This is a genomic window from Gordonia sp. NB41Y (assembly GCF_030718915.1).
In the GTDB taxonomy this organism is placed as follows: Bacteria; Actinomycetota; Actinomycetes; order Mycobacteriales; family Mycobacteriaceae; genus Gordonia; species Gordonia desulfuricans.
The window spans coordinates 583,669-598,656 of record NZ_CP132196.1 but is presented as its reverse complement, the minus strand read 5'-3'; the positions used below and the strand labels follow the sequence as shown (position 1 = coordinate 598,656).

The 14,988-nt window shown below is 69.8% G+C and carries 14 protein-coding genes; 9 read left to right on the top strand and 5 right to left on the bottom strand.

The annotated features are described in order from the left end of the window. Positions 1-3: 3 nt before the first annotated feature. Together Q9K23_RS02505 and Q9K23_RS02500 are read left to right on the top strand one after the other, a co-directional pair. Positions 4-1,449, top strand: a complete 1,446-nt coding sequence (locus tag Q9K23_RS02505) for a cobyrinate a,c-diamide synthase (RefSeq protein WP_305950381.1) — start codon at positions 4-6, stop codon at positions 1,447-1,449. Next, the gene (locus Q9K23_RS02500; protein ID WP_053776397.1) at positions 1,439-3,094 is read left to right on the top strand and encodes a GAF domain-containing sensor histidine kinase; all 1,656 of its coding nucleotides are present in this window, start codon (positions 1,439-1,441) and stop codon (positions 3,092-3,094) included. Before Q9K23_RS02505 ends, Q9K23_RS02500 begins: the two co-directional genes overlap by 11 nt. Before the next feature lie 57 nt (positions 3,095-3,151). Here Q9K23_RS02500 and Q9K23_RS02495 read toward each other — a convergent pair whose 3' ends face one another. Beyond that, a complete protein-coding gene (locus Q9K23_RS02495) occupies positions 3,152-3,814 on the bottom strand; it encodes a response regulator transcription factor (RefSeq protein ID WP_020793069.1) in 663 nt (220 codons plus the stop codon). A gap of 220 nt (positions 3,815-4,034) precedes the next feature. On the opposite strand from Q9K23_RS02495, the gene Q9K23_RS02490 reads away from it, so the two are divergent. The 4 genes from Q9K23_RS02490 to Q9K23_RS02475 all read left to right on the top strand — a co-directional run bounded on the left by Q9K23_RS02490 (position 4,035) and on the right by Q9K23_RS02475 (position 8,164). Next, a complete protein-coding gene (locus tag Q9K23_RS02490) occupies positions 4,035-5,033 on the top strand; it encodes an acyl-ACP desaturase (protein ID WP_020793071.1) in 999 nt (332 codons plus the stop codon). Next, the gene (locus Q9K23_RS02485) at positions 5,030-5,272 is read left to right on the top strand and encodes a hypothetical protein (protein WP_059039489.1); all 243 of its coding nucleotides are present in this window, start codon (positions 5,030-5,032) and stop codon (positions 5,270-5,272) included. The genes Q9K23_RS02490 and Q9K23_RS02485 overlap by 4 nt, the downstream gene beginning before the upstream one ends. Positions 5,273-5,297: 25 nt before the next feature. After that, entirely contained in the window at positions 5,298-6,557 is a 1,260-nt protein-coding gene (cobA, locus tag Q9K23_RS02480; protein WP_053776398.1) for a uroporphyrinogen-III C-methyltransferase, read from the top strand. A gap of 101 nt (positions 6,558-6,658) precedes the next feature. Continuing rightward, the gene (locus Q9K23_RS02475; RefSeq protein ID WP_020793296.1) at positions 6,659-8,164 is read left to right on the top strand and encodes a DHA2 family efflux MFS transporter permease subunit; all 1,506 of its coding nucleotides are present in this window, start codon (positions 6,659-6,661) and stop codon (positions 8,162-8,164) included. Positions 8,165-8,394: 230 nt separating this feature from the next. Here the strand turns inward: Q9K23_RS02475 and Q9K23_RS02470 are convergent, their stop codons facing one another. Both Q9K23_RS02470 and yaaA read right to left on the bottom strand, forming a co-directional pair. Beyond that, the gene (locus Q9K23_RS02470; protein ID WP_053776517.1) at positions 8,395-9,006 is read right to left on the bottom strand and encodes an AAA family ATPase; all 612 of its coding nucleotides are present in this window, start codon (positions 9,004-9,006) and stop codon (positions 8,395-8,397) included. Between the two features lie 282 nt (positions 9,007-9,288). Further along, positions 9,289-10,071, bottom strand: a complete 783-nt coding sequence (gene yaaA, locus Q9K23_RS02465) for a peroxide stress protein YaaA (RefSeq protein ID WP_187343509.1) — start codon at positions 10,069-10,071, stop codon at positions 9,289-9,291. On the opposite strand from yaaA, the gene Q9K23_RS02460 reads away from it, so the two are divergent. Continuing rightward, positions 10,070-11,800 (top strand): proline--tRNA ligase, encoded by a 1,731-nt coding sequence (locus Q9K23_RS02460; RefSeq protein ID WP_053776518.1) that lies wholly within the window; start codon positions 10,070-10,072, stop codon positions 11,798-11,800. The two genes, yaaA and Q9K23_RS02460, sit on opposite strands and share 2 nt — an antisense overlap. Positions 11,801-11,995: 195 nt before the next feature. On the opposite strand, the gene Q9K23_RS02455 is transcribed toward Q9K23_RS02460, so the two are convergent. Together Q9K23_RS02455 and Q9K23_RS02450 are read right to left on the bottom strand one after the other, a co-directional pair. Continuing rightward, positions 11,996-12,430 carry a ferritin-like domain-containing protein gene (locus Q9K23_RS02455; protein WP_059039492.1) on the bottom strand — a complete coding sequence of 145 codons (435 nt, stop codon included), beginning with the start codon at positions 12,428-12,430 and terminating at the stop codon, positions 11,996-11,998. Next, positions 12,427-12,966, bottom strand: a complete 540-nt coding sequence (locus Q9K23_RS02450; RefSeq protein ID WP_244882942.1) for a hypothetical protein — start codon at positions 12,964-12,966, stop codon at positions 12,427-12,429. Before Q9K23_RS02450 ends, Q9K23_RS02455 begins: the two co-directional genes overlap by 4 nt. A gap of 304 nt (positions 12,967-13,270) precedes the next feature. Between Q9K23_RS02450 and rimP the strand changes: the two genes are divergently transcribed. Both rimP and nusA read left to right on the top strand, forming a co-directional pair. Next, positions 13,271-13,864, top strand: coding sequence for a ribosome maturation factor RimP (gene rimP / locus Q9K23_RS02445; RefSeq protein WP_053776400.1), 594 nt, complete (start codon positions 13,271-13,273; stop codon positions 13,862-13,864). 12 nt (positions 13,865-13,876) lie between these two features. After that, positions 13,877-14,908 carry a transcription termination factor NusA gene (gene nusA, locus Q9K23_RS02440; protein WP_020794023.1) on the top strand — a complete coding sequence of 344 codons (1,032 nt, stop codon included), beginning with the start codon at positions 13,877-13,879 and terminating at the stop codon, positions 14,906-14,908. Positions 14,909-14,988 lie beyond the last annotated feature (80 nt).

The window sequence follows — 14,988 nt, the reverse complement described above, 5'->3', positions numbered from 1 at the left end:
CCGGTGAGTGCGATCCCGGCGATCGTGATCGCCGCACCCGCCTCGGGCAGCGGCAAGACCACCGTCTCCACCGGGCTGCTCGGTGCGCTGCGTGCGGCCGGCCACACCGTCGCGCCGTTCAAGGTGGGCCCGGACTACATCGACCCCGGCTACCACGCGGTGGCCGCCGGTCGTCTCGGCCGCAACCTCGACCCCAATCTGGTCGGCCCCGACGCCGTCGCACCGCTGTTCGCGGCCGGATGCGCGGGCGCCGACATCGCCGTCGTCGAGGGCGTCATGGGGCTGTTCGACGGCCGCATCACCGACGACGACGCCGACCCGATCGGCACCGGCTCCACCGCCCACGTCGCCACCCTGATCGGGGCGCCGGTGATCCTCGTCGTCGACGCCGCAGGGCACAGCCAGTCACTGGCCGCGCTGCTGCACGGCTTCCTCGGCTATTCGCCGGCGGTGCGGATCGCCGGGGTGATCCTCAACCGCGTCGGATCGGCCCGGCACGAGACCGTGCTGCGGCAGGCGTGCACCCGGGTCGGACTCCCGGTCTACGGTGTGCTGCACCGTGATCCGGCGTTGACGGTGCCGTCCCGGCACCTCGGGCTGATCCCGGCCGCCGAGCGTCGGGGTGAGGCGGTCGCCGCCGTCGACGCGATGACCGCCGGGATCGCCACCGGTCTCGACCTGCCCGGGATCGTCGCCGCCGCCTCGCAACGCACCACCGGCCCGGTGACGCCGTGGTCGGCGGACGAGGCCATCGGGGCCCACACCGAGAGCGGGGCCCACACCGAGATCTCGGCGGCACCCCACCGATCGGGGGAGCGGCCGGTGATCGCGGTCGCCGCCGGCGCGGCGTTCACCTTCGGTTATGCCGAACACCCCGAGATGTTGCGTGCCGCCGGCGCCGAGGTGATCACCTTCGACCCGCTCACCGACCGCCTCCCCGAACGTGCCGCGGCGGTGGTGATCGGCGGCGGCTTCCCCGAAGAACATGCCGAGGACCTCGCCGCCAACGTCGACCTGCGCGCCGACCTCGCCGCCCACGCCCGGGCCGGCCGGCCGATCCACGCCGAGTGCGCCGGGCTGCTGTACCTGTGCCGCGAACTCGACGGGCACCCGATGACCGGGGTGATCGACGGCGTCGGACGGTTCGGGCCGCGCCTGACACTGGGCTACCGCGACGGTGTGGCCGTCGGCGACTCGGTGCTCTACCGCACCGGCGAACGCGTCACCGGACACGAGTTCCACCGCTCCTATGTCGATCTCGACGGGCAGCACCCCGCGTGGGGTTGGCGCGATGCCGCCGGCACACCTACCGTCGACGGTGTCGCCGCGGGATCGGTGCACGCGTCCTACCTGCATGTTCATCCGGTCGCGCAACCGCAGGCGATCAGCCGGTTCGTCGCCGCGGCGGCCCGGGCCGACGTCGGAGAAGGAGACCGTCATGGCGCATGAGATCAGCGAGGCCCTCGACGCGCTCACCGCCCACGGCGCCGACAAACCCGAGATCCTGCGTGAGCTGCTCGAGTCGGTGCTCGTCGTCGGCCGCGGCCTCGACCTCGACCGTGCCCTGACCCGGATCATCGAGGTGGCCGTCGGTGTGGTCGACGCCCGCTACGGCGCACTCGGTGTGCGCGGACACGACTGGCAGCTCAAGGAATTCGTCTACACCGGCATCACCCCCGAGCAGCGGGCGGTGATGGGGCCGCTACCGGTCGGCCGTGGCGTACTCGGCGTGCTGATGGACTCCCCGCACGTGCTGCGCATCCCCGATCTCGCCCAGCATCCGGCGTCGGTGGGATTCCCGCCGAACCACCCGCCGATGACCACCTTCCTCGGTGCGCCGATCATCATCCGCGGGTCGATCTTCGGGCGTATCTATCTCACCGAGAAGCAGGGTGCCCCCGAGTTCAGTGAGGTCGACGAGACCCTGATCGCCGTGCTCGCCGTCGCCGCGGGCATCGCGATCGACAATGCGCAGCTGTTCGAGAGCGCCCGCACCCGGCAACGCTGGCTGGAGCTGGTGGCACGCCGCGGGTCCGAGCCGCTCGCCGGGATCGCCCTGTCCGACACCCTGTCCCGGATGTGCGTCGACGTCGCCGAACTGGTCGGCGCCCTCGACGTGTTCCTGATCACCGGTGACCCCGACGAACCCGAGATCGGCGGCTCCACCCGGCCCGGCGTCGACGCGTGCGGGCTGACCATGCCCGCCGGACCCGCGCTCGCGGTCCTCCCGGCCGCCGAGATCGGGGAGGCGATCGCCCGTGACGGCGCACAGTGGGCGACGGTGCAGCCGCTACAGCGGGCCTCCGGTGCGTTCGGGTGGGTGCTGATCACCCATCGCAGCAGACCGACCTGGGACGACGAGGATCTCTCCGGACTCATGGGTGTGGCCGAGATCGTCTCGCTGGCCATCGTCTACGCCGAGCAACAGCAGATCGCGCGTGACCTCGAGGTACTCGAGGACCGTCACCGCATCGCCCGTGACCTCCACGATCATGTGATCCAGCGGCTGTTCGCGATCGGGATGTCGGTGCAGACGCTGCAGGCCGGGCGGGCCTCGCAGACCGGGGACGGCGCCGCCGACGACCCGATCACCGCACGCCTCGACCAGGTGATGACCGACCTCGACAAGACCATCGCGCAGATCCGGACGTCGATCTTCGACCTGCAGACCGTCCCCGGCCATCACGACACCTCCACGTTGCGTCGCCGGATCCTCGACATCGTCTCCGAACTCGCCGTGCATGCGCCCATCGCGCCGAGCGTGCAGTTCTCCGGCCCGGTCGACACCGTGGTGCCCGAGGCCCTCGGCCCGCACATCGATGCCGTCCTGCGCGAAGGGCTCTCGAACGCGCTGCGACACGCCAAGGCCGAGCACATCTCGGTGGCGGTCAGCGCCGACGAGGTGCTCACCGTCGAGATCAGCGACGACGGGATCGGGATCGACACCGCCGTCGCCTACCGCGGGCTGGAGAACCTCACCCGCCGTGCCGAGGTCTGCGATGGCACCTTCGACATCCGCACCCGCCCCGGACGTTCCGGCGGACGCGGCGGTGGCACCGTGCTCACGTGGTCGGTGCCGCTCACCGCGGGGTAGGGCGCCCCCGGTCGGGGGCTCGATCTGTTCCGGGCCCGAGCGGTGACCGGGTGCGGATCAGATCTTGCCGTCGCGGATCTTGGTGGCCATCACCGCGACCTGGGTGCGTCGCTGCATGTCCAGCTTCGCCAGGATGCGCGAGACATAGTTCTTGATCGTCTTCTCCGCCAGGAACATCCGCTCGGCGATCTGACGGTTGGTCAGACCCTCACCGATCAGGTTGAACACCTCACGTTCCTGATGGGTGAGTTCGGCGAGCGGATCGGTCTTCTGCTCCTTGCCGTCACGCAGCTTAGCCAGCAGGGCGGCGGTGCTGCGGTCGTCGAGCAGGGAGCCGCCCTGTCCGACGGTGCGGACCGCGGCGACCAGGTTGTGGCCGAGGATCTGCTTGAGCACGAACCCGGAGGCACCGGCCAGCACGGCGGCGAGCAATGCGTCGTCGTCGGCGTAACTGGTCAGCATCAGACACCGCACCGACGGCTCGGCGGCCCGCACATCGCGGCACAACTCCACCCCGTTGCCATCGGGAAGCCGGACGTCGAGCACCGCCACGTCGGGTTTGGTGGCCAGGATGCCGACCTTCGCCTCGCCGACGGTCGCGGCCTCGCCGATCACCTCGATGTCGTCGGCGGTGCCGAGCAGATCGCGCAGACCGCGCCGCACCAGTTCATGATCGTCGACGAGATACACGCGCACAGGCGTGATGGACGGGGTGGACATGATCTGAAACTACCGCACCGGGTGAAACCGATTCGCGACATCGGTCCCCACCGGAACGGGACCTTCGGCACAGGTGTGACAGGTGTGACCGAGACGAGAGTGGTAATCGGCCGGAGTGCGTGGCCCGACCCTGTGATCGGGGTCCCACGACGCGCCCACGACTAGGTGGGCGACGGCGTGCCGCACCGAACCCGTCGTCCCAATCGAACAAGGAGTCCCAGTGACCACCCTCATCGGACAAGCCACCAGTGACACCGGCATGACCGGGTCGGATCTGTTGCGCGAGTTGTTGCCGGTCTGCGAGGCCGAGGTGGAGCGGCACATGAAGATGACCAAGGACTGGCACCCCCACGACTACGTGCCGTGGGACGAGGGCCGCAACTTCGCCGCACTCGGCGGGGTCGACTGGGACCCCGAGCAGTCGCAGCTGTCGGAGGTCGCCAAGGCCGCGATGATCACCAACCTGCTCACCGAGGACAACCTGCCGTCGTATCACCGCGTGATCGCCGACAACTTCACCCTCGATGACGCGTGGGGTTTCTGGGTGGGCCGCTGGACCGCCGAGGAGAACCGGCACAGCATCGTGATGCGCGACTACCTCGTCGTCACCCGCGGGGTGGACCCGGTGGAACTCGAAGAGATCCGCATGGCGCACATGACCCACGGCTTCAACCCGCTGCCCGAGGACGACGGCCAGCGTGACCACAGCTTCGACATGCTCTTCGCCGTGGCCTACGTCTCCTTCCAGGAGCTCGCCACCCGCGTCAGCCACCGCAACACCGGCAAGGCCTGCGGCGACCCGATCGCCGACCGCATGCTGCAGCGTGTGGCCGCCGACGAGAACCTGCACATGCTCTTCTACCGCAACATCGTCGCCGGGGCGCTCGACCTGGTTCCCGACCAGGCGATGGCCGCGATCTACGGGATCGTCTCCAACTTCCAGATGCCCGGCCTCTCCATGCCGAACTTCCGCCGCAACGCCGTGCTGATCGCCAAGGGCGGTATCTACGACCTGCCCCAGCACATGTCGGAGGTCGTGATGCCGGTGCTGCGCAAGTGGCGGATCTTCGAGCGCGAGGACTTCGGCGAGCTCGGTGAGATGTACCGCGACAAGCTCGCCGACTTCCTCGAGGAGATGAACGTCAAGGTCGAGAAGTTCGAGCGGTCCCGCGACCGTGCGCTCGAGCGTGCCGCCCGCAAGGAACGGGCCGGGGCGTGAGCGCCGTGGCCGAGGTGCCGGTCGGCTTCGAGGCGGCGATCACCATGGCCGAGGCCGCGGCCAGCCGCAATCCGACGTGGTGGAACGAGGTCCGCACCCACAGCGACGACGCGGGCGCCGGGGAGTACTGCAGTTCGATGCTGCTCGGCACCCTGCTGCAATCGGCGGCGCATCGTCTCGGGGTGCCGGCCGCCGACGTGTGGGCCCACATCCGACGGACCGGGGAACTGCCCCTCTGAACACCGGTCGGTAGGCTGTTCACTCATGGTTGCGCCCCCTGCCGACACCGCGTCCCCCGAGCCCGCAGCATCCGGATTCGGCCACTATCTGGCAGGTCTCGACCTCGCCGGCCGCAAGGTGGTCGTGGTGGGTGGTGGATCGGTGGCCCAACGCCGCCTGCCCAATCTGGTGTCGGTGGGAGCCGACGTGCACGTCATCGCGATCGAGGCGACCCCGGCGGTCGAGTCGTACCCGGGGATCACCCTGCATCAGCGGGCCTACGCCGACGGGGACCTCGACGGCGCCTGGTATGCGATGGCCTGCACCGACGACCTGGAGGTCAACGCGGCCGTCGTCGCCGAGGCCGAACGGCGCCACACCTTCTGCGTCCGCGCCGACGATGCGCGCTACGGCACCGCCGTCACCCCGGCCTCGGGACGCCACCGCGACGTGCAGTTCGGGGTGCTCGCCGGTGGCGACCACAAGCTGTCGGCGTCGCTGCGTGCGGCCATTTCCCGTGCCCTCGCCGACGGTGAGCTGGCCGTCGAGGAGGCACCGCACCCGCCCGGCGTGGCCCTCGTCGGCGGTGGCCCCGGCGACCCCGACCTGATCACCGTGCGCGGCCTGCGACTGCTGATGGCCGCCGACGTGGTGGTCGCCGACCGCCTCGCACCACCGGCGTTGCTCGCCGCCCTCGGCCCGCAGGTGGAGATCATCGACGCCGCGAAGGTGCCCTACGGGCGGGCGATGAAGCAGGAGGCCATCAACGACGTGCTCGTCGCCCGGGCCAAGGAGGGCAAGTTCGTCGTCCGGTTCAAGGGCGGCGACCCGTATGTCTACGGCCGCGGATTCGAGGAACTGCAGGCGTGTGTGGCCGCCGGGGTGCCGGTGACCGTGGTGCCCGGCATCACCAGCCCCATCTCGGTGCCCGCGTCGGCCGGTATCCCGGTGACCCACCGCGGGGTGACCCACGAGGTGGTGATCGTCTCCGGACACGTCGCCCCCGACCATCCCGACTCGCTGGTCGACTGGCCGGCACTCGGCAAACTGCGCGGCACCCTGGTCCTGATGATGGCGGTCGAACGGATCGACAAGTTCACCGCCGCGCTGCTCGAGGGCGGGCGGCCCGCCGACACACCGGTCGCGCTGATCGAGAACGGCTCACTGCCCACCCAGCGACTCGTCCGCACCGACCTCGCCCACGCCGCACAGACCGCGGCCGACGAGAACCTGAAGCCGCCGGCGATAGTCGTGATCGGTGCCGTCGCCGGGTTCACCGACGCCGACGCTCTCATCGGCGGGTAGGTGTCGTCCGCGTCTCGATCCGACATCGGGGATTGGCATCTTCGCGGCCCATGCCGGTAGCGTCGTCCTCCATGTCGACATCGGGCCACACGCAACGCCGAATGTCCGGCGGAGCGGGGGCGGGTCCGGGGACCCCGTCGTCGTCCGCATTCCAGCCGGTCTTCGGGCTGGCGATCCTGGTGTTGTCGGGGATGCAGTTGCTGATGGTCCTCGACGGCACCGTCGCGGCGCTCGCACTGCCGTCCATCCGGGATCACCTGGACATGGGGGAGTCCACCGCCAACTGGGTGATCACCTCCTACGTGCTGGCCTTCGGCGGCCTGATGCTGCTCGGCGGGCGCCTCGGCGACACCTTCGGCCGCAAACGCATGTTCATCATCGGTGTCACCGCCTTCACGCTGACGTCGCTTTTGTGCGGTGTGGCCTGGGACAGCACGAGTCTGATCATCGGTCGCGGACTGCAGGGGGCCTCGGCGGCGATCGCCGCCCCCACCGCGATGGCGCTGGTCGCGACGACTTTCGCCCCCGGCAAACCGCGTAGCCAGGCCTTCGCGATCTATGCCGCGATGACCGGTCTCGGGTCGGTGGCCGGGCTGATCCTCGGTGGTGTCCTGACCCAGGTGTCGTGGCGGCTGGTCTTCCTGATCAACGTGCCGATCGGTGTCGCGGTGGCCATCGGGGCGCTGTTCGTGTTGCGCGAATCGCAAGGCGATCGGCTGGCACTCGATGTGCCCGGCGCCGTCCTCGCCACCCTCGGCTGCACGCTGCTGGTCCTCGCGGTGAGCGAAGGCCCCAACGGGTGGGGACGGCCGATCGTGATCGTGTCGTTCGTGCTCGGGGCCGCCGCACTGATCGCGTTCGTGATCGTCGAGCGGCGGGCGGCCAACCCGATCCTGCCGTTCGTCCTGTTCGACAACTCCAGTCGTGTCGCCGCCCTCGGGGCCATCTTCCTGGCCAGCATGATCATGATGTGCATGGCGGTGTTCATCTCCCAGTATCTGCAGGGGATTCTCAAGTACACGCCGATCCAGAGCGGTCTGGCCGTGGTGCCCTTCGCCGTCGGGCTCGGCGCGGCCGCGGCCATCGCCTCCAAACTGGCGTTGATGATCCAGCCGCGTTGGCTGGTGCTGTTCGGTGGCGCGGTGATCCTGTTCGGCTGCCTGTACGCCTCGTCGATCGCCGACGACAACCCCAGCTATCTGCCGAGCATCGCGATCCCGGTGATCGTCATCGGCTTCGGTGTGGGTCTGGCGGTGATCCCGCTGACGTTGTCGGTGGTGGCCGGTGTCGGCCCCACCGAGATCGGTCCGCTCACCGCGCTCGCCCAGGTGGCACAGAATCTCGGCGGGGCGATCGGCCTGGTCATCGTCGGCGCGATGGTCACCTCGCGGGCGCTGTCGCAAGGCGGCACCACCGCTCCGGTGGAGACGATGAACGAGACCCAGCTCGCCGCCCAGGCCGACGGCTACGGGTTGGCCTTCGCCTGCTGTGCGGGTATCGCGGTGATCGCGGCCGTGGTGGTGCTGTTCATGCGGTTCACCCCCGAAGAGGTCGCCGAGGGCCAGGCCGCGCAGGAAACGGCCAACTCGGACCTCGACCCGAGCTGACCCGGAAACGCTGACCGGGCGCCCCACCTCGTCCCACCTCGTTGACTGGGCGTCCGATCGTGTTGACTGGGCACCTGATCGCGTTGACTGGGCGTCCCATCGCGTTGACTGGGCACCCGATCGTGTTGACTGGGCACCCCACCCCGTTGACTGGGCACCCCATCGCGTTGACTGGGCACCCGATCGTGTTGACTGGGCACCCCACCCCGTTGACCGGGTAGCCGGCCACGTCACCATCGGATGTGGGCGAGTCCCACTCGTACCCGGCGCACTCGCCGTCGCAGCCCACGAAGCGGCGGACGGCGCAGGGTGAGTCCGGTGAGGGCGGCAATGGTCTCGACGACGGCATCGAGCGAGCGGCCGTCGGTCGGCACGTGGACGGCGAACCGCGGAGCGGCGAGTGCCTCGACACAGCGGTCGATCTGTGCCATCGCCCATGTCTCCTCGCGTCCCGCGACCCGGCCGATCCAGTACCCGCTGCGCGTACGCAGCCGGCGCTGCAAGGTCGCCGGTGTCGCCGACAACGAGACGTGGGTGACGTCGACGCCACGGTCGGCGAGGCCGGCCATGATCTCGTCGAAGTGGTCGGCGTCGACCAGCGTCATCGGCACGATCACCGGACCGTCCCACTCGTCGACGGCGTCGGCGAGGGTCGCGACCACCGCCGACCGCCATTGCGGCCGGTCCTGGAAGTCGCGGCGCGCGTGGGCGGGCAACACCTTGTGGATGCCGTATCCGATCAGCTCGGGATCGGCGACGTGCGCGTTCCCGCAGCGGCGGGCCAGCTCGAACGCCGTGTGGGTCTTGCCCGCGCCGAAGGCGCCGTTGATCCAGACCAGCATGGCGCCGAGTGTAGGGACCGGCCCGTGAACCCCGTATGAGCGTCGGCGCCCGGTCAACATGTTCGGGTGCCCGGTGAACGTGATCTGGCGCCCGATCAACGTGTTCGGGTGCCCGATCAACGTGTTCGGGTGCCCGGTGAACGTGTTCGGGCGCCCGGTCAACGAGATCGAGTACCCGGTGAACGTGTTCGGGTGCCCGGTGAACGTGTTCGAGCGCACGGTCAACGTGATCTGGCGCCCGGTGAACGTGTTCATGGGCCCACTCGACGGGGCGGGGGAGGACTACTCGGTGACGACGACGATCTCGGCCGGCGAGGCGATCTCGACCCGCTGTCCGGCGTCGGCGAGGACCGCGGCCAGTGCATCGACGTCGCGCACGGTGCGTCGGGTACGGACCAGCTCGCGCGCCATCAGCCCCTTGTAGTGCTTGTTGAAGTGGCTCACCACCTTGCGGGAGCCGTCGGCGGCCTCGGTCACCACGGTCGCGGTCACCGCCCCCGACACCGGCCCGAGCTGCTGGTAGATCCCCGATCGCAGATCCACCACGAAGTCGTCGACGGCGTCGAGTGTCGCCGACAACTCGCGCTTCCACACCGAGGTCAGGGTGCCGAAGCCGGGCAGTTTGGAGCCGCCGGAGAGCCGGTAGGCGGGGATCGGGTCGGCGGCACGCACCACGCCGAACAGCGCCGATCCGATCGCCAGCCGCTCGGTGGCCTTCGCCTTACCCGCCTTGGTGAGAGACGCATGGTCGAGGGCGTCGTAGAGCACCCCGGTGTACCGCTCGATCGCCGGTCGGGTGGGCGAGAGCCACAGGTCGGCGTTGCGGTCGACCTCGTCGAGTTGGGTACGTCCGAGGCCGAGTGCCTTCTGACTGGCGTCGAGGTCGGCGGCGAGGGTCACTAATGCATCCCCAAGGGTCTTGCGGATGGGGTTGAGATCGCCGAACGAGAGGGCGTCGAGGTCGAGTGGTGAACCCGGGCCACCGTCGGACTTGGTCTCCGAGGGAGGGAGGATGACGAGCACCGCAACACCATAACTAAACTGGTCATCCGTGATCACACGCATGTCGACCCTGTTCCTTCGCACGCTGCGCGACGACCCTGCCGATGCCGAGGTACCCAGCCACAAGCTGCTCGTTCGTGCCGGGTACGTCCGACGCGCGGCGCCGGGCGTCTACAGCTGGCTCCCGCTGGGCCTGCGCGTGCTCCGGGCCGTGGAGAACGTCGTCCGCGAGGAGATGAACGCGATCGGTGCGCAGGAGATCCTGCTGCCCGCACTGCTGCCGCGCGACCCCTACGAGCAGACCGGCCGCTGGACCGAGTACGGCGACGCGCTGTTCCGCCTCAAGGACCGCAAGGGCGTCGACATGCTGCTCGGCCCCACCCACGAGGAACTGTTCACCCAGCTGGTCAAGGGCGAGTACTCGTCGTACAAGGACATGCCGGTCACGCTGTACCAGATCCAGACCAAGTACCGCGACGAGGAGCGTCCGCGCGCCGGCATCCTGCGCGGCCGCGAATTCGTGATGAAGGACTCGTACTCCTTCGACCTCGACGACGACGGTCTCAAGGCCAGTTACGACGCCCACCGTGAGGCCTACCAGAAGATCTTCGCCCGTCTCGGCGTGAAGTACGTGATCGTCGCCGCCACCTCGGGCGCGATGGGCGGCAGCGCCTCCGAGGAGTTCCTCGCCGAGAGCGAGGTCGGCGAGGACACCTTCGTCCGCTGCGTCGAGTCCGGATATGCCGCCAACGTCGAGGCCGTGGTCACCCCGCCGGTCGAGCCGATCCCGTTCGACGGTCTGCCGCAGGCGAAGGTGCACGACACCCCCGACGCCCCGACCATCGACTCGCTGGTCGACTGGGCCAACGACGCCCTCGAGGGCACCTACAGCGCCGCCGACACCCTCAAGAACGTGCTGGTCAAGGTGCGGGCACCGGGTGCCGACTGGGAACTGCTCGGCGTCGGCGTCCCCGGCGACCGCGAGGTGGACTTCAAGCGCCTCGAGGCATCCCTGGAGCCGGCCGAGGTGGAGTTGCTCACCGAGGACGACTTCACCGCCAACCCCTTCCTGGTCAAGGGCTACATCGGGCCGAAGGGGCTGCAGGACAACGAGGTTCGCTATCTCGTCGACCCGCGGGTCGCCGACGGCACCGCCTGGATCACCGGTGCCGACGAGCCCAACAAGCACGTCGTCGGCCTGGTGGCCGGTCGTGACTTCACCCCGGACGGCACCATCGAGGCCGCCGAGGTCCGCGACGGTGACGCCTCGCCCGACGGCAAGGGCACCCTGGTCAGTGCCAAGGGCATCGAGATCGGTCACATCTTCCAGCTGGGTCGCAAGTACACCGACGCCTTCGAGGTGGACGTCCTCGGTGAGACCGGCAAGCCGGTCAGGCTGACCATGGGTTCCTACGGTGTGGGCGTGTCACGTCTGGTGGCGGTGCTCGCCGAGCAGTGGCACGACGACAAGGGTCTGCGCTGGCCGCGTGAGGTCACCCCGTTCGACGTCCACCTGGTGATCGCCAACAAGGACCAGGCCGCGGTCGACGGTGCCGGCACCCTCGCCGCCGACCTCGACGCCGCCGGCCTCGAGGTGCTGCTCGACGACCGCAAGGCCTCGCCGGGCGTGAAGTTCAAGGACGCCGAACTGCTGGGCATGCCGACGGTGGTCGTCGTCGGGCGCGGCTACGCCAACGGCGTGGTCGAGCTGCGCGACCGGTTCACCGGCGAGAGCACCGAGGTCCCCGTGGCCGACGCGGTGTCGGCGATCGCCGCGGCCGTCCGGAGCTGATCCCCGCCGGCACCGATGCCCACGCAATCATCAGGTGCGCGGTAGATCTACCGCGCACCTGATGATTCGGCGCGCACCTGGGGGCGGCACCGGACCGTTGCACCCGCGGCCCTGTCCGTGGACTCGACCGCGTGGACCCGACCGCGTGGACCCGACCGCGTGGACTGACGCGCGTGGAGTCCGGTGCGGGACTTCCTATGTCGCGGGGGCGCCGGGAAAGGCGACGGTGGCGGGTTTGTCACCCAGCGCCACCCGCCAGTCGGCGGCGCGGCGCGCGGAGGCGGTCAGTTCGTCGACGCCGAGGGTGCGGGCCTGCTCGTCGTCGGCCTGCTCGAGCACCGCGCGGTAGGCGACGGTGCAGTCGACCTCGGCGGCCAGCGCCACCTTCGCGGCGCTGACGGGATCGGTGACGTCCACCGGCAGGGTGTACCCGGCGGCGGCCAGGGGCGGGGTGCCGCCGGCCGCGGTGATCGCCGCGTCGACCGCATCCCGGGCGGTCCGGTGCGCGGCGATGTTCTCGTTGACGGTCGGGCGGCGCGCAGCCGTCACGAATGCGGTGATCACGCCGTAGGTGAAGATCGCCGCGTTCTCCGCGTCGGCGGCCGCGGTCAGGGAGTCGATGGTGCTCATCCGAGCTGTACCTCCACGAGGGTCGTCGTCGATGCGCTGACCGAACCGGCCAATCCGGCCGAATACCCCGACAGCGAGATCGCCGCCTGACGGGCGGACTTGGCCGAGGAGGTCAGCGCGGTCCGCAGGTCGTCGAGGGTGGCCGTCCCCGCCGGTGCCGTCGGGGTGGGGGTGACCGGGGCCGACGGCGAGGCCGTCTCCGACACCCGGGCCGCGATGTCCTGGTCGAGGCGGGTGATCTCGGCGGTCAGGGCCTGGGCATGCCGGGTTCGCTGATCGGCCACCACCGTGAGTGCCGCGGAGTACTCGGTCACGCGCGGGGCGAGGTCGCGGGCCGCGGCGGCGTCGGCATCGGCCGATCGCGCCAGCGGCAGCAAGGCCTCGGCGGTGGTCTGGTTGGGGGTCGGGCCACTCTCACACGCCGACACCGTCGCCGCGACCACCACTCCGGCGCCGATCACCAGACCGCCGCGCAGCACCGCGCGTCGGTTCGGGGATGCCGGGTGGGGAGCAGGGGCGATCGGCAGGTCGGTCACCCGAGACATGATGCCAGCCGTGCGGGTCGGTGGTGGTGGCGCGCTGGATGACCGATTCCCGGCCGACATCCTCTAGCATGGTGTGCGCTCGCAGAGGCCGTGATCGGCCCGACCGACACCGTTGGACCGACACGGTTGGACCGACACCGTCGGCCCGACACCGTCGGCCCGGTACCCAGGACCCGGGTACCGCCGAGCACCGCCCGGCCGGAGCGGCAGACCGCCGAACCGCCCGGGACAGCCCAGAAGACCGAACAGCCCAGACAACTGAACACCGATGACAACTGAACATGAGGAGGACACGGTGAGAATCGACGGAGAGCGGGTACGCGAACTCGTCGAAGGCATCGTCACCTCGCGCGGACTCGACCTCGAGGACGTCGTGGTGACCACGTCCGGTGGACAGGACGAGATCGTCCTGATCGTCGACCGCGACGGTGGTACCGACCTCGACCTGCTCGGCGATCTGACCCGGGAGATCAACGAGGTCCTCGACGCCCATCCGGACGTCTCCGAGGACGCCTACGGCCTGGAGATCACCTCGCCCGGCATCGGCCGGCCTCTCACGCTGCCCCGCCACTGGCGCCGCGCGCAGGGACGCAAGGTCCGCATCGATCTGACCCCGGACGCCGAGCGCAAGCCCACCGACGACGGCCCGATCACCGGCCGGATCGGCGCCATCACCGACGACGCGGTCGAGATCGTCAGCAACAACAAGGGCCGGATCGGCATGCGCAGTGTGCCGTTCGCCACCGTCGCCGCGGCGGCGGTGGAGGTGGACTTCTCCCGGCCCAGCGTCGCCGAACTGCAGCGATGCGGACTCGACGAGGACGAGATCGCTCGTCGTCGCGATTCCGGACCCACCGAACTCGAACGAATGACACCGACAAGTGAATAGGAGTCCTTCCCGATGAACATCGACATCAACGCCCTGCGGATGATCGAGGCCGACAAGGGTATTTCGATCGACACGGTGATCACCGCGATCGAGACGGCCCTGCTCACCGCCTACCGCCACACCGACGGCTTCGCCCCGCACGCCCGGATCGACGTCAACCGCAAGTCCGGTGCCGTGCGCGTGATGGCCCAGGAGCTCGACGACCACGGCAACGTGGTGCACGAGTACGACGACACCCCCGAGGGTTTCGGCCGCATCGCGGCCACCACCGCCCGGCAGGTCATCCTGCAGCGGCTGCGGGATGCGGAGAACGAGAAGAGCTTCGGCGAGCTGGCCGCGCACGAGGGCGAGATCGTCGGCGGCGTGGTGCAGCAGGACGCCCGTGCCAACGCCCGCGGCATGATCGTGGTGCAGATCGGCAACGAGGCCAATGCCACCGAGGGCATCATCCCGTCGGCCGAGCAGGTGCCGGGCGAGAGCTACCGCCACGGCGACCGGATCAAGTGCTACGTGGTGGGCGTGGCCCGCGGCCAGCGCGGCCCGCAGATCACCCTCTCGCGCACCCACCCGAACCTGGTGCGCAAGCTGTTCTCGCTCGAGGTCCCCGAGATCGAGGACGGTTCGGTGGAGATCGTCGCCGTCGCCCGCGAGGCCGGTCACCGGTCCAAGATCGCGGTGCACACCGGGGTCAGCGGCCTCAACGCCAAGGGTGCGTGCATCGGCCCGATGGGCCAGCGTGTGCGCAACGTGATGAGCGAGCTGGCGGGGGAGAAGATCGACATCATCGACTTCGATTCCGATCCGGCGGTGTTCGTCGGGAATGCCCTGTCGCCGGCGAAGGTTGTGTCGGTGGAGGTCGTCGACGAGGCGGCCAAGGCGGCGCGCGTGGTGGTCCCCGACTACCAGCTGTCGCTGGCCATCGGCAAGGAGGGGCAGAACGCCCGACTCGCCGCCCGGCTCACCGGGTGGCGGATCGACATCCGCTCCGACGCCGACACCGGCCCGGCCGAGGGTGCCGAAACGCCCCGTCCCGACGCCCGGTGACGGCCGATTGTCCTACCGGGCACGACGCGCGCTAGACTGAGCGATGGTTCAGCGAAAGTCGTCGGCACCGGCAACGGACG

What these genes read in the sequence shown, in the direction of transcription:
- nusA (WP_020794023.1), top strand. Translation starts at nt 13,877, where the DNA reads ATGAACATCGACATCAACGCCCTGCGGATGATCGAGGCCGACAAGGGT.
- Q9K23_RS02455 (WP_059039492.1), bottom strand. Translation starts at nt 12,430, where the DNA reads ATGAGCACCATCGACTCCCTGACCGCGGCCGCCGACGCGGAGAACGCG.
- cobA (WP_053776398.1), top strand. Translation starts at nt 5,298, where the DNA reads ATGGTTGCGCCCCCTGCCGACACCGCGTCCCCCGAGCCCGCAGCATCC.
- Q9K23_RS02500 (WP_053776397.1), top strand. Translation starts at nt 1,439, where the DNA reads ATGGCGCATGAGATCAGCGAGGCCCTCGACGCGCTCACCGCCCACGGC.
- Q9K23_RS02460 (WP_053776518.1), top strand. Translation starts at nt 10,070, where the DNA reads ATGTCGACCCTGTTCCTTCGCACGCTGCGCGACGACCCTGCCGATGCC.
- Q9K23_RS02475 (WP_020793296.1), top strand. Translation starts at nt 6,659, where the DNA reads ATGTCCGGCGGAGCGGGGGCGGGTCCGGGGACCCCGTCGTCGTCCGCA.
- yaaA (WP_187343509.1), bottom strand. Translation starts at nt 10,071, where the DNA reads ATGCGTGTGATCACGGATGACCAGTTTAGTTATGGTGTTGCGGTGCTC.
- Q9K23_RS02470 (WP_053776517.1), bottom strand. Translation starts at nt 9,006, where the DNA reads ATGCTGGTCTGGATCAACGGCGCCTTCGGCGCGGGCAAGACCCACACG.
- Q9K23_RS02495 (WP_020793069.1), bottom strand. Translation starts at nt 3,814, where the DNA reads ATGTCCACCCCGTCCATCACGCCTGTGCGCGTGTATCTCGTCGACGAT.